The organism is Coleofasciculus sp. H7-2, assembly GCF_042747725.1.
Classification (GTDB): domain Bacteria; phylum Cyanobacteriota; class Cyanobacteriia; order Cyanobacteriales; family FACHB-T130; genus FACHB-T130.
Genome location: NZ_JBHZGO010000023.1, coordinates 26,381 through 39,324, shown reverse-complemented (window position 1 = coordinate 39,324; position 12,944 = coordinate 26,381). Strand labels below are relative to the sequence as shown.

The 12,944-nt window shown below is 47.0% G+C and carries 14 protein-coding genes and 1 pseudogene; 11 read left to right on the top strand and 4 right to left on the bottom strand.

Annotated elements, in window-relative coordinates; genetic code table 11:
- Positions 1-49: 49 nt before the first annotated feature.
- Complete coding sequence (locus tag ACFW2W_RS03920) at positions 50-547, bottom strand: DUF29 domain-containing protein (RefSeq protein ID WP_378173599.1); 498 nt, start codon at positions 545-547, stop codon at positions 50-52.
- Between the two features lie 95 nt (positions 548-642).
- The gene (locus ACFW2W_RS03915) at positions 643-1,281 is read right to left on the bottom strand and encodes a Uma2 family endonuclease (protein WP_378173596.1); all 639 of its coding nucleotides are present in this window, start codon (positions 1,279-1,281) and stop codon (positions 643-645) included.
- A 563-nt stretch (positions 1,282-1,844) separates the two neighbouring features.
- On the opposite strand from ACFW2W_RS03915, the gene ACFW2W_RS03910 reads away from it, so the two are divergent.
- Entirely contained in the window at positions 1,845-3,206 is a 1,362-nt protein-coding gene (locus ACFW2W_RS03910; RefSeq protein ID WP_378173593.1) for an NAD(P)/FAD-dependent oxidoreductase, read from the top strand.
- A 105-nt stretch (positions 3,207-3,311) separates the two neighbouring features.
- On the opposite strand, the gene ACFW2W_RS03905 is transcribed toward ACFW2W_RS03910, so the two are convergent.
- Positions 3,312-4,082, bottom strand: a complete 771-nt coding sequence (locus ACFW2W_RS03905) for an SDR family oxidoreductase (protein ID WP_378173590.1) — start codon at positions 4,080-4,082, stop codon at positions 3,312-3,314.
- 299 nt (positions 4,083-4,381) lie between these two features.
- Positions 4,382-5,209, bottom strand: a complete 828-nt coding sequence (locus tag ACFW2W_RS03900; protein ID WP_378173587.1) for a nuclear transport factor 2 family protein — start codon at positions 5,207-5,209, stop codon at positions 4,382-4,384.
- Between the two features lie 147 nt (positions 5,210-5,356).
- Between ACFW2W_RS03900 and murG the strand changes: the two genes are divergently transcribed.
- From murG to ACFW2W_RS03850, 10 genes and pseudogenes are all read left to right on the top strand, one after another.
- Positions 5,357-6,415, top strand: a complete 1,059-nt coding sequence (gene murG, locus ACFW2W_RS03895) for an undecaprenyldiphospho-muramoylpentapeptide beta-N-acetylglucosaminyltransferase (protein WP_378173584.1) — start codon at positions 5,357-5,359, stop codon at positions 6,413-6,415.
- Between the two features lie 149 nt (positions 6,416-6,564).
- The gene (locus tag ACFW2W_RS03890) at positions 6,565-6,888 is read left to right on the top strand and encodes an S-layer protein (RefSeq protein ID WP_378173581.1); all 324 of its coding nucleotides are present in this window, start codon (positions 6,565-6,567) and stop codon (positions 6,886-6,888) included.
- Positions 6,889-7,059: 171 nt separating this feature from the next.
- Positions 7,060-7,575, top strand: a complete 516-nt coding sequence (locus tag ACFW2W_RS03885) for a DUF29 family protein (protein WP_378173578.1) — start codon at positions 7,060-7,062, stop codon at positions 7,573-7,575.
- Positions 7,576-7,748: 173 nt separating this feature from the next.
- Entirely contained in the window at positions 7,749-8,699 is a 951-nt protein-coding gene (locus ACFW2W_RS03880) for an RluA family pseudouridine synthase (RefSeq protein WP_378173575.1), read from the top strand.
- 283 nt (positions 8,700-8,982) lie between these two features.
- Positions 8,983-9,151 (top strand): annotated as a pseudogene (locus ACFW2W_RS03875) (phycobilisome rod-core linker polypeptide); the annotation flags it as partial.
- A 166-nt stretch (positions 9,152-9,317) separates the two neighbouring features.
- The gene (locus ACFW2W_RS03870) at positions 9,318-9,629 is read left to right on the top strand and encodes a hypothetical protein (protein ID WP_378173573.1); all 312 of its coding nucleotides are present in this window, start codon (positions 9,318-9,320) and stop codon (positions 9,627-9,629) included.
- A 727-nt stretch (positions 9,630-10,356) separates the two neighbouring features.
- Positions 10,357-10,875: a phycocyanin subunit beta gene (locus ACFW2W_RS03865; protein WP_378173570.1), complete on the top strand. Its 519-nt coding sequence runs from the start codon at positions 10,357-10,359 to the stop codon at positions 10,873-10,875.
- 92 nt (positions 10,876-10,967) lie between these two features.
- Positions 10,968-11,456, top strand: a complete 489-nt coding sequence (cpcA, locus tag ACFW2W_RS03860; RefSeq protein WP_378173567.1) for a phycocyanin subunit alpha — start codon at positions 10,968-10,970, stop codon at positions 11,454-11,456.
- Positions 11,457-11,588: 132 nt separating this feature from the next.
- Positions 11,589-12,464, top strand: coding sequence for a phycobilisome rod-core linker polypeptide (locus ACFW2W_RS03855; RefSeq protein WP_378173564.1), 876 nt, complete (start codon positions 11,589-11,591; stop codon positions 12,462-12,464).
- Between the two features lie 53 nt (positions 12,465-12,517).
- Positions 12,518-12,916, top strand: coding sequence for a phycobilisome linker polypeptide (locus tag ACFW2W_RS03850; RefSeq protein ID WP_378173561.1), 399 nt, complete (start codon positions 12,518-12,520; stop codon positions 12,914-12,916).
- The last annotated feature ends 28 nt before the right edge of the window (positions 12,917-12,944 follow it).

Sequence of the window (12,944 nt, the reverse complement as noted above, 5' to 3'; positions counted from 1 at the left end):
TTTCAGGAGAGTGAAGCGCTGAGGCGCTACCGCACTCTTTTTCTCCCCATCATTCCATTATTTTATCTGTCGCAGGTTCACCTGGATAGAAGACTTCGCTTAAAGTTTCCTCCAACGTATAAGGACATTCTTGGGGAAAGGTTGAAAAGGGCAGGTTGGCTTCTCCCGATGCTAAATCCCTGCCGTTCTCATAAGCTTCCTGTAGAGCCTCATCACGATAAGGCTTCAGACTAGGGTTATCTCTGAGCAACTTTAAGCTCTCCCGCCGTTGTACTCGAATCGTTGCTAACCAACTACGACTGCGTCGTTCTTGTTGATATTCCCACTTCAACAAATGCCCAAATAATACACTCAGACGATTCCGTAGTTCTGCACGTTCTTGTTTTCCCAATGATTCAATTTCATCGATTAAATTGGGCAGATCAAGTTGGCTCCACTGCTGCTGTTGGAGGAGGAGTGCTTGTTCCTGAGTCCAAGCGTAGAAGTCAGTTTCATAAAGGTTTTGCATCAGATTTCCCGCTGTCTGTTCAGTTTCGGGTGTTTGCATCGTGCGATCGCAACCTAGAAATAGTTATCCTAATTTTAGAAAATCGAACGGTTCTTTTAGTCCCGACAAGCGATCGCGCTAAAGGCGAAATTAATTTAATTCTCGCTTGCTAATTTTTGTCGTAACTCCCGAATCGCAACGCTAGTATTGCGCTCGTAGGCAATTCGGAAACACTCCGCGATCAGTCCTGAAACATTAAGATTGGGGAAATAGCGGCTGCTGGTTACAACTGTGTAGCGATCGCTCTGCAATTGGTAAATCTTAAGTTGGTTCTTTTTATATAACCAAACTTCCGGTACTCGATAAGGCAGGTAGTCGTTTACATCCGTATAGCTGGTTACGTCTATCTCTATTACTAAATCGGGTGATGGCTCGACACCCCAATTAATGCGATCTTTCCTTGCAACTGCTGCCCAGTTATCGATATAAAAGCAGTAGTCTGGTTCAATGCCGCTAATCTCTGGCAGTTCCATCGTAATCGGGGTAAAAGCCTCATAGTCTCGCCCCAAGTGATCCAATAAAACTTTGACCACATCAGCAATCACATTTGCTTCTCGTCCGTGTCGGGGTAGCGGTGACATTAACAATATCTCTCCGGGTCGATACTTGATACGAGGAATCGAGCGATCGCCTAGTTGCTGAGTTAGTGCTTGATAGTCTTGCCAACTGGCAAGTAGGCGCACTATTGCTCCTGGGGGTAACTGGATTTTCTCTGGCGTGACAACTGCAAACATTGAACTTACACCTCCACCTCCACTGTAATCCTTGTATCGCATCTAACACCAAAAATGTTCTGCCTCAAAAAGCATAGAGCGTTCGATCAAAAGGCTGACTAAATCCTTTCATAAACTGATAAAAATTGATGTGGGAAAAATCAGGACTTACGCAAAGCTTATACATATAGCGTTTGTACGGGCAATCCCCTTGTGGGTGCCCTTACTATGTGGTGATGTTGCGTAAGTCCTGAAATTTTGGAAAACGCTCTGGAAGCAATGAATCGGTAATTTAGACAATGTGAATATTCGAGTTTAGAGTGGCAAGGCAAAAGGGCGATCGCGTCTTTTTTGATTCTTAATGCGATCTCGCCATTCCCAAGCATTGGCTTAAGCCTGTGCTGAATACCTTTTACGGCAGACTTATCCTCGCACAACAATCTACCTGTAGCCGTCGCTACGCCTATTTCGACCCTGGCACACTAAGCTAATATGAACATCTGTAACGAAAGCATCGCCAGTTGGTAAAGAAATGTTAGTTCAACGGTAGCCACGGGCAACATAAAACAAAGGATGTCAATTTTATGGTAGAAGCAGTGGAAAATCAGTCTCCTCACCATGTTGTGATTGTCGGTGGCGGCTTTGGCGGACTTTATGCTGCCAAGGCATTGAGCGGCGCACCTGTCCATGTGACACTGGTCGATAAACGTAACTTTCATTTGTTTCAGCCACTCCTTTATCAAGTCGCCACTGGAACTCTATCCCCAGCAGATATTTCATCTCCCCTGCGTGCGGTACTCAGCGACAGCAAAAATACTAAAGTGCTGATGGGAGAGGTGAAGGATATCGATCCACAACAGCGAAAAGTCATCCTTAGTGGCGAAGAACTAATATACGACACGTTAATTGTTGCCACAGGTGTGAGCCATTTTTACTTTGGCAATGAGCATTGGGCAACCGTAGCGCCAGGATTGAAAACAGTTGAAGATGCCCTGGAAATGCGGCGTCGGATTTTTATGGCGTTTGAAGCGGCAGAAAAGGAAACCAATCCCGAAAAACGGCGTGCCTGGTTGACGTTTGCGATCATCGGCGGAGGACCGACGGGGGTAGAATTAGCGGGAGCGATCGCCGAACTCGCTTACAGCACCCTCAAGCGAGATTTCCGCAACATTGACACCGCTGAAGCCAAAATTTTATTGCTGGAAGGAATGGATCGCATCCTACCTCCCTACGCACCAGAGTTATCCGCAAAAGCAGAAGCCTCTCTCCAGCGCTTAGGCGTCACCGTGCAGACAAAGACCCTCGTGACGAATATTGCAGATAATATTGTCACCACAAAACAAGGCGATAAAATCGAACAAATTCCAGCGAGAACTACCTTATGGGCGGCTGGAATCAAAGCTTCACCAATGGGAAAAGTTCTGGCAGAACGCACCGGCGCTGCAATCGACCGCGTGGGGCGGGTTATCGTCGAGTCTGACTTGAGTATATCAGGACATCCTAATATCTTTGTGGTGGGCGACTTGGCAAGTTTTTCTCATCAAAACGAGAAACCACTACCGGGTGTTGCACCCGTGGCGATGCAGGAAGGGGAATATGTTGCCAACCTGATCAAACAGCGGATTGCCGGTTACAGTATGGCACCCTTCCAGTATGTTGACCGAGGAAGTATGGCAGTCATCGGGCGGAATGCTGCGGTAGTAGATTTGGGTTATGTGAAGTTTTCCGGTTTGTTCGCTTGGCTCACTTGGGTGTTTGTTCACATTTACTTCTTAATTGAGTTTGATAATAAACTCATCGTGATGCTCCAGTGGGGTTGGAACTATTGGACTCGCAAACGTGGGGCAAGATTGATTACAGGCGACGAGGTAATTGGAAAGGTAGGAATTGACGCCAACGGCGATTATTACGTGCCACTGAAGAGTAAAGAAACTGTGGAAGTGTAGCTGAAAAAGTTTAAATGCTCTCGGTACGCGAAGGTTTACGCTCTCGGTTCGCAGAGGAAAGATAGTCTTTGCGAACCGAGAGCGTTTAAAAAGACCAAATTAACCTTAAACTCGTCGATTAACTAGCGTAGCAGTGGCTTGATCGGTGGGTACTAAAAGTACCTCGCTGATATTAACGTGAGCGGGTCTGGTGACGCAGAAAAATATTACATCGGCAATATCTTCTGGCGTTAAAGGTGTTAAACCTTGGTAAACTTTTTGAGCGCGATCGCTATCTCCATGAAATCGCACTTGACTAAATTCTGTTTCAACTAACCCAGGATCTACTGAAGTGACTCGCACGGGCGTTCCTAGAAGGTCTTGCTTTAAACCTTCGTTGAGAGATTTCACGGCGGCTTTAGAAGCACAGTAGACATTGCCACCTGGATAGGTTTGATGACCGGCAATGGAGCCAAGATTCACCACATGACCTTTACCCCGATTTACCATTCCTGGCACTAGATAGCGGGTGCAATAAAGTAAGCCTTTGATATTGGTATCGATCATTTCTTCCCAGTCTTGAATGTTGCCTTCGTGGAGTTTATTTAACCCCCGGCTAAGACCGGCATTGTTAATTAAAATATCCACATCAGACCAAGCATTTGAGAGAGAAGAAAAGGCAGATTCAACAGAAGCGCGATCGCGCACATCTAGCGATAACAGATGCAACTGACAAGAAAATTTGCTAAGTTCATCTGCTAGTTCCTGCAACCGCTCTTGGCGTCGAGCCACTAAGATCAGTTTGGCACCCGCTTGGGCAAACACCTTGGCACAGGCAGCGCCAATCCCACTGCTAGCGCCAGTAATTACAACGATTTTGTCTTTGATAGAAATCATTAGCTTTAATTAATTCTATAGCAAGCCTAAGTGATTCGTAAAATTCTCTTCTTTTTCTTTCTCCCTTGTGCTTTGCGATTTGTAAAAAATATTTCTGACAAATCAAACAAGATTGCTATAAATTCTGAAGTTTGAGTTTTTAATCTTAATTAAAAACTCAAACTTCAGACGCGATTAATCGCGTCTCTACAACTCCAGGACTTACGCAAAGCTTATACTATATAGCGTTCTTGTCGGTTCAATCCCCTTGTGGTTGCCCTTACTATGTCGCGCAAGTTGCGTAAGTCCTGAACTCAAAACTATTTGGAGGGGCGAGCGCCTTCTACAACCCGCAGGCGCTGAGTGACTGTTGTCATACCTTGTTCGCGGATTAAAACTGTTGATACCCAATAATTACCTTTTGTAAGGGGGGCGCGACCTACCTTAAAAATTCCACCCGATGACAGTAACTCCAGATCCACCGGCGCGGATTTGACAAAACGATCGCTCCGCACGGGTTCTTCCACAGCTGCTCCCAACATTAAATCGTCACCTAGGGGTTCTTGGACGATAGCATCAAGGCTATAGGATTGACCAATGCGAACCTGCTCCGGTAACTTCATGTCCACCGTGGGAGGCTTTACGCCTGCGGTCATCTGAGTACGCTCTCCCAGAATCTCCTGCTGGACAATTTTTTGACCTTGAAAACGCTGGCGCGATCGCAAGGCGGACTCAAACTTCATATTTTTGCCATCCATTTGCTGGGTGCCAGTAATCTGAGTCACTGTCTCCACAACCAGCGCATCGCCTTCCTTTTCCCAAGATTTGAGTTCTGTACGATAATTCAGGTTTGGGTAGCGCTTCCAGAGTTGAGTTAAAGTCTGTTGCAGACTCTGACGATTTAAGCCATCAGAATGGGTAAAATTCTGGCTATAGAACTGCATCACCGCATTGACATCCTGACGATTGGCAGCCGCATCAATTTGCGTGAGGGAATTTTTTAGCTCGGCGGGTGCTGTTTCTGGACTCGCTGCCCGAACAGTGTTTGGATAAAGCAGGGACGTAAAAATTATCAAGGCAAAAATTTTCGCCTTTTGCTTGATGAGAGACTGGAACAAGCTGGCAGAAGGAGTTATCTGGTTACGCATCACAGACGTGTTTGAATAATTGGATAAAGGAAACCGTGTCGAGCAACAGACGTGCTAAAGAGTAGAAATCCTGGATGCTCTATTGGCTAATTTATAACTGATTTTTAATCTTATCCGAGCCAGGACAGCCAGTAGGAGATAGAAACTTTGGCAAATGAACCGAAACGATTGTTAATTGCGGCGAGTGGGACTGGGGGACATTTATTTCCCGCGATCGCCCTAGCCGAGCAACTGCCAGACTATGAAATTGAGTGGCTAGGTGTCCCGAACCGCCTGGAAACCCAGTTGGTTCCAGCTCAATATCCCCTCAACACCATTGAGGTGGAAGGGTTTCAACAAGGGTTTGGACTGGGGACATTGGGCATTCTGCTGCGACTGACGGGTTCCATCCGACAGGTACGCCAGCTACTCAAAGACAAGAATTTTCAGGGTGTATTCAGCACTGGCGGTTACATTGCCGCACCGGCGATTATTGCAGCGCGATCGATTGGAGTCGCAGTGATTTTGCACGAATCCAACGCCCTCCCCGGCAAAGTGACTCGCTGGTTGAGTCCGTGGTGTAGTAGCGTGGCGCTGGGGTTTGAATATGGAGCGCATTACCTACCCCGCGCCGGAACCGCATACACTGGCACCCCGGTTCGCGCCCAGTTTCGCGCCCCCCAAAAGCTGGAGTTGCCGATTCCTGAAGACGTGCCCTTGATTGCGGTCGTCGGTGGCTCTCAGGGCGCTGTTGCCGTCAATCAAATAGTCCGCGAGTGCGCCCCAGCTTGGTTGAATGCCGGTGCCTGGATTGTCCATCTGACGGGCGATAATGACCCTGATGCCCAAAGTTTCCAGCATCCTCAGTATTTTTCCATGCCGTTTTATGACAACATGGCGGCACTCTTGCAACGGACGAACCTGGCAATTAGCCGCGCTGGCGCTGGGACATTAACCGAACTTGCCGTTACGCAAACCCCAGCCATTCTCATTCCCTACCCCTTCGCCGCCGAAGATCATCAAGTCTACAATGCGGCAATTTTTAACTCAGCGGGCGCTGGTTTGGTGTTCCGGCAGTCAGAACTGACGCCTCAGTTACTAGAAAGTAAGGTATTGAATTTATTGCAGTCGCCCGAACAGCTACAACAAATGGCTCAAAAAGCTGCTACCCTAGCAGTTCCTGACAGTGCCGAACGTTTAGCCGATCTCGTGCGCCGAACGCTGTAGCCAAAAAGTTTTTAGTCACAAAGTCAATGGAATAGGAAAATCAGGGTTTATCTACAAATTGGAACAGCCAATGCAACGCTAGTAATTGTTAGTTTTGAGGAGGGGCAACTTTAATAGAAAGCTGCCCGTACAGTTGTTCCTCGCAGACTATGAAACTCAAAATCGCAACAGTTATACTCCTTGCCACCATTGGCTTCGTGGCTCCAGCTAAAGCGCAGAATCCCGAACCGCACGAGTCCACAACGCCCTCATCTCCAGAGCAACCGACTTCAGATCCAGTTTTGGAAGCCTGTGCCCAAGACCAAGCCGATACTTTACCAAATCCTTTCTCAGATGTGCCGTCGAATCATTGGGCATTCAAAGCGGTTCTAAGTATGTATTATTGTGGCGCTTATCGAGGGTCAAGTCCACCCACTAAAGTTAAACCATTTCTGCAACAACAGATTCCTCAAACATTGCAGCAACCCGGCTGAAACCAGAGTAGAAGTTCCCCGAATTTAGTAGGATTTTGTGTATAAGTTAAGGATGCGATCGCTCTTTGCACTTTTCTCAAGAGCGATCGCTTCTCCTTACGATAGTAAATAGCCGGGTCTATACCCGCTTATCACACAATGCAAGCGCTATACAAGTGGGGTCAGTTGACAATGACTCAAGAACTCACGGACTTAAGAGCTTTCATTCTAGAAGGAAGATATGAAGATGCTTTGTCCCTAGTGGATGAGTTGGAAGGGATGAGCAAAAAAGCTATCTTGCAGAATATTGAGACTTTTCTCAGTAGAATGCTTGTTCACTTGATAAAAAATCAAATTGAGCAGCGTTTAACTAATTCTTGGGCAGCTTCTATTCGAGATTCGCTTCTGAAGATTCAAGCTTTGAATCTTAAAGAAAATAAAACTTCATACTATATCAACTGGGATGAATGGGCATTTCATCTAGAAAATGGTTTTGAAGATGCTATTTTTGCGGCAAGCGTGGAAGTTTTCAATGGAAATTATACTCCCTTTAAACTCCAAGAAATGGTAGATAGAATGCAGATTATTGTCGCAGCGAATAAACTTCTAAATTTGACATATTCCCATTCAGCGAAGGCATTGCGCGACGTTATCAGTGAGGAATTGAGTCAATTACCAGGCGGGGAAGATTGGAAGTTAGGAAGATAAAGTTGATTCGTTTCGGGTAGGATGCAGTAATTACACTGCTACTCTTAAGAAACAAGTCTTCTTACTCGCGCAAAAATGCGATCGCGCCGCCGTCACTAACCTTTCTTCCTCTTTCTCTTTCTCTACGTCCTGGAGCGTTAGTCAAGCGGTTCTCCAACTTAAACAGTGAATTCGTGAATTCCCCCCATTCAATCTCCCTCGAAGTTCAAGAAACAGGCAGTCGCATTGACCGCTATCTTTCCCAACAACTACCAGATTTATCCCGTTCTCGCATCCAGAAACTTATCGAAGAAGGCAACTTGGTTCTTAACGGCACCGTCTGTACGTCCAAGAAAGCAACCATGCAAATGGGCGATCGCCTATCTTTAACGATTCCAGAAGTGCAACCGCTAGACCTCCAACCAGAAGAAATCCCTTTAGATGTTCTTTATGAAGATGATTCCCTGATTATCATCAACAAACCGGCTGGTTTAGTCGTTCACCCAGCAGCAGGACACGAAGCAGGCACTCTCGTCAATGCTCTTTTAGCCCACTGTCCTCTCGCGGAAATTGGCGGAGTGCAACGTCCGGGAATTGTCCATCGTCTTGACAAGGATACAACGGGGGCGATGGTTGTTGCCAAAACCGACCAAGCCCATCAACACCTGCAAGCTCAACTAAAAGCCAAAACCGCACGTCGGGAATATCTCGGCGTCGTCTACGGTTCGCCCCGGACTGAGTGCGGCACGATTGACCAGCCTATCGGTCGTCATTCGGGCGATCGCAAAAAAATGGCTGTCGTACCTCCAGAGAAGGGAGGACGAGCGGCGATGACTCACTGGCGGGTGCAGGAACGCCTGGGACACCACACGCTGATGCTTTTCCAACTTGAAACGGGTCGCACCCACCAAATTCGCGTCCACAGCGCCCACATCGGTCATCCCATTGTGGGAGATCCCGTTTACAGTTCTGGTCACTCAGTCGGCGTCAATCTACCGGGTCAAGCACTGCACGCTTGGCGGCTCCGATTGCAGCATCCGGTAACTGGGGAGTTGCTAGAAGCGATCGCCCCTTTGCCTCAGACCTTCACCACCCTGCTGGAAGTTCTCCGACGACGATTTGGCTCTTTTGATGGAAAAAATTAATACATCATCTTTAATCTTGTTTACATACCCTTACAAATCTATTGCCCAAAAATACCCGAAAGCGGCGAGGAGGTGAAGCCAAAAGTTGTTGATATAACTGACTTTCCCAGAATCTTCACCCGCGTCATTGGTTGCAAAAATTTATGAAGACAAATCAATAAAATTTTCAGAATGTAACGCAATCGGTTGCCGAGTCATGTCAGAAGCTTTGTTTCACAATAAAACACGGCGATAATCTAAATTTGCTTAATTTATTTTCGTGTAAATTAATCATAAAATCGCTCGGTCGGAGATTGCCTACCACGTAGACCTTTACGCCTCTAAAGGCTACGATGCTGAGATCGATTCTTACATTGACAGCCCTGAATACAACAATGCCTTTGGTAGTGATACCGTTCCTTAATTACTGGGGATTTCAGTCAATACCAGGGATGAAAACGGTTGGATTCAACTGAGATATTACACCAGTTGCAATAACCCGCTAGGGGTTCAAACCCCACAGCTTATAGCTCAAGTCCACGTTTCGTGGACTGGGGAAGAATTTCAGTCCATGAAACGTGGACTTGATTCTGTTAGCCCGGAACTTGAGTTCCGGGCGGGATTGGCGGCTTGTTGAGAATGGTGCAAGATCAGGACTTACGCAACTTGCGCGACATCTCTTGGGCAACCACAGGGGGATTGAACCCGAAAAAATGCTATATGTATAAGCTTTGCGTAAGTCCTGAAGATGTCAGATTCAACCTAATGTTTGCGGTTTATCGAGGCAGTGGTAACAGTGATAACGCTCAGTTTGGCGGTAAAAATTCCCGCCTACAGACGAAAGTCGCTCTTGTATCTGACCAACTGGATTATGGCACCCTCATCTTGTTTGGCGCTAACTCAAGCCTGTCGTCGAGCGCTCTCAGTCGCTTTGGTCAGCTCTGGGTGTAGGCTCACATCTGTGGGTAGAGGCAACCTCAATTCAAGGGTTGCCTCTACCTAGTCTTTTGTACGCTCCTTGAGGTTTTATGCCCTCAAGGAGTAGACAATAGGGCGTGCAAGTCAGGAGCGATCGCCAACTCAAAACTCTTCTCTACCCTCAGATCCCTAATAAATCGCTCAACTTACTTTATATATCTATACAAAACTATATGGAGAGATTTTGCAATCTAGAACCCGAATTCCTTGTCATGTCTATATCTTAAGCAAATATTAAGAAAATATAAAAGCACTCCTACTTGAATTCATAAGTATAAATACTTGAATTAATGTAACAACTCATGTGGAAATAAAAAACTACAATCCTTGTTGGTAAAGGGTTTGGAATTTTTTTCTTCCTGTTTAAATAGCTTAATAAATCTTAAAAAACAAAGCTACAAAGGCGTTGTATAAAAATAACCGGAGGGATCAATAACAGACAAAAGTTAAACAAAACACGGATTTATCAAGGTTGCGAATCTCTCATAAAAGCACGGACTTTTCTCATATTTCTGTGAAAACTAGTTGATTGCACGGTAAAGTAACAGAAGGAATGGGAGAGCGACTTAAAAGCGTGTTTAGGCTAATGTCTGGAGTTGACCCATCCTAGAGCTGATTCAATAGATTGAAGTAGCTCTGCTTGACAAATATCGACGTTTTAAAAAACCACACTCGACCAAATCAGTAGGAGATTGAGTTCATGTTAGATGCATTCGCCAAGGTTGTTTCTCAGGCTGATGCCCGGGGTGAATTCCTGAGCATTGAACAGCTTGATGCCCTGACCAATGTTGTCAAAGATGGCAGCAAGCGGTTGGATACCGTCAACCGCATCACCAGCAATGCTTCCAGCATCGTTGCCAACGCCGCTCGTGCTTTGTTTGAAGAGCAGCCTCAACTGATTCAACCAGGTGGAAACGCATACACCAACCGTCGGATGGCAGCTTGCCTCCGCGACATGGAAATTATCCTGCGCTATGTCACCTATGCCACGATTGCTGGTGATTCAAGCGTTCTGGATGACCGCTGTTTGAACGGTCTGCGCGAAACCTACCAAGCTCTGGGTGTACCCGGTGGCTCCACCGCTGCTGGCGTGCAAAAGATGAAAGAAGCTGCGCTCAAAATCGCCAATGACCCCAATGGCATCACCAAGGGCGACTGTAGCCAGCTGATGTCTGAAGTAGCTAGCTACTTCGATCGTGCCTCATCTGCTATTGCTTAAGAACAACTAGCAAGCTTGCTGTTGGATAGACGCGAGCGATCGCGTAGTTTAGCCGAAAACTTTGCAAACACTTTTAGGGAGATACCTCAACAATGAAGACCCCGATTACCGAAGCCATCGGTGCAGCCGATACCCAAGGTCGTTTTTTAGGCAACACCGAACTGACAGCCGTTAACGGTCGCTTTGAGCGTGCCGCTGCCAGCATGGAAGCTGCCCGCGCTTTGACCCAAAAGGCTCAGCAACTGATCGATGGTGCCGCCCAAGCCGTGTACCAAAAGTTCCCTTACACCACCCAAATGCAAGGGCCTCAGTATGCTGCAGACTCTCGCGGCAAATCCAAGTGTGCCCGTGATATCGGTCACTACCTGCGGATGGTTAGCTACTGTCTGGTTGCCGGTGGCACCGGACCAATGGACGAGTACCTGATTGCCGGTTTGGATGAAATCAACCGCACGTTTGAGCTGTCTCCCAGCTGGTACGTGGAAGCCCTGAAGCACATCAAAGCCAATCACGGTCTGAGCGGTCAAGCTGCTAACGAAGCAAACACCTACATCGACTACGCCATTAACGCCCTGAGCTAGTATTCAGGTGCGGTGCCCGGAAGAATCAGCGAGTGTTGGCGTGCTTGCTAGCAGTTGCTAATTTTTCCGGGCATTGTTTTTCTCAATTTGAGTATAAAAATCTTAAAAAGTTGTTGCGTTGGGAGAGCAAGGATGACCGGTTTAGTGGCGTCAAACTTAGCAGCAGCGGGCCGTCTGGGTCTTTCTGCATTTGATGAGACAAGAGTGGAACTGCGACCTGATTGGACGGAGGGCGATCTGCAAGCAGTGTTTCGAGCTGCATACCGTCAGGTATTGGGCAACGACTACGTGATGAAATCCGAACGTCTGACCTATGCAGAGTCGCAACTTCGGCAGGGAAACATAACGGTCAGAGATTTTGTCCGGGCGATCGCCAAGTCGGATCTATACAAATCAAAGTTTTTCTATCCGAATTCAAATCAACGCTTTGTTGAACTCAATTTCAAGCATTTGTGGGGTCGGCCCCCTCATGATGAAGCCGAACTAGGCTACCACACCGGCCTTTGTGAAGAAAAAGGCTCCGATGCTGAAATTGATTCCTACCTCGACAGTAACGAGTACGAAGCAAACTTCGGTAACAACGTAGTCCCATATTATCGGGGATTTATGGTGGAATCGGGGTCGAGAACCATTGGCTTTAGCCGGATGTTCCGCCTGTATCGGGGTTATGCCAACAGCGATCGCTCTCAAGTAGGAGGGAAATCTCCCCGTCTCATGGGCGAAGTCGGTCGAAATCAAGCTTCCACAATTTTCCAACCCTCAGGCGGTTCGTCAACCTGGAGATCGGCTGCTATTCCTAGCGATGCAGCCCCTAGAAAAGCGTTAGGCGGTACCAAGGAACAAAGCGGACGGATCTATCGCTTGGAAGTAACTGGGATTCTTTCTCCAGGCTACCCCAGGGTTCGTCGCAGTAGCAACGCCTTCTTGGTGCCCTACGAGCAGCTGTCCCAAAAGATCCAGCAAGTCACCAAGCAAGGTGGCAAAATTGTCAGCGTTTCACCAGCTTAAGGTGGATTGTTAATCGTTCATAGTTAATAGTTTATTGCAATAAACTATTAACTATGAACGATGCACAAAACTCAACTGTTTTAAACCCAATTACAGGAGCTATTTCAACGATGTTTGGACAAACTGCACTTGGGAGCGGTACTCTGAATGACGCCGCAAATCGGATGTTTCGCTACGAAGTCGAAGGTCTGCGTCAGACTTACGAATCTGACAAACTCAGCTATCCCATTCGCCGTAGTGGCAGTTTCCAGATCACAGTGCCCTACAGCCGAATGAATGAAGAAATGCAGCGGATTAACCGTTTGGGGGGCAAAATTGTCAGCATTCAACCCTTGACTCTTGACGGGAGCAGCGAAGCCAAAAGCCAAGCTACAGCAGCCAATCAAGACCTGGATGCTAAAGGCAAGAGCAAAGCTACAGCCGCTGACAAAGCTGACAAATCAGAAAGTTAATTCGCGCCATCTTGTCTAACGCAAGCCA

Excerpts from the sequence above, each read along its gene's own strand:
- ACFW2W_RS03920 (WP_378173599.1), bottom strand. The coding sequence starts at position 547 with ATGCAAACACCCGAAACTGAACAGACAGCGGGAAATCTGATGCAAAAC.
- ACFW2W_RS03915 (WP_378173596.1), bottom strand. The coding sequence starts at position 1,281 with ATGTTTGCAGTTGTCACGCCAGAGAAAATCCAGTTACCCCCAGGAGCA.
- ACFW2W_RS03910 (WP_378173593.1), top strand. The coding sequence starts at position 1,845 with ATGGTAGAAGCAGTGGAAAATCAGTCTCCTCACCATGTTGTGATTGTC.
- ACFW2W_RS03905 (WP_378173590.1), bottom strand. The coding sequence starts at position 4,082 with ATGATTTCTATCAAAGACAAAATCGTTGTAATTACTGGCGCTAGCAGT.
- ACFW2W_RS03900 (WP_378173587.1), bottom strand. The coding sequence starts at position 5,209 with ATGCGTAACCAGATAACTCCTTCTGCCAGCTTGTTCCAGTCTCTCATC.
- ACFW2W_RS03890 (WP_378173581.1), top strand. The coding sequence starts at position 6,565 with ATGAAACTCAAAATCGCAACAGTTATACTCCTTGCCACCATTGGCTTC.
- ACFW2W_RS03885 (WP_378173578.1), top strand. The coding sequence starts at position 7,060 with ATGACTCAAGAACTCACGGACTTAAGAGCTTTCATTCTAGAAGGAAGA.
- ACFW2W_RS03870 (WP_378173573.1), top strand. The coding sequence starts at position 9,318 with ATGGTGCAAGATCAGGACTTACGCAACTTGCGCGACATCTCTTGGGCA.
- ACFW2W_RS03865 (WP_378173570.1), top strand. The coding sequence starts at position 10,357 with ATGTTAGATGCATTCGCCAAGGTTGTTTCTCAGGCTGATGCCCGGGGT.
- cpcA (WP_378173567.1), top strand. The coding sequence starts at position 10,968 with ATGAAGACCCCGATTACCGAAGCCATCGGTGCAGCCGATACCCAAGGT.
- ACFW2W_RS03855 (WP_378173564.1), top strand. The coding sequence starts at position 11,589 with ATGACCGGTTTAGTGGCGTCAAACTTAGCAGCAGCGGGCCGTCTGGGT.
- ACFW2W_RS03850 (WP_378173561.1), top strand. The coding sequence starts at position 12,518 with ATGAACGATGCACAAAACTCAACTGTTTTAAACCCAATTACAGGAGCT.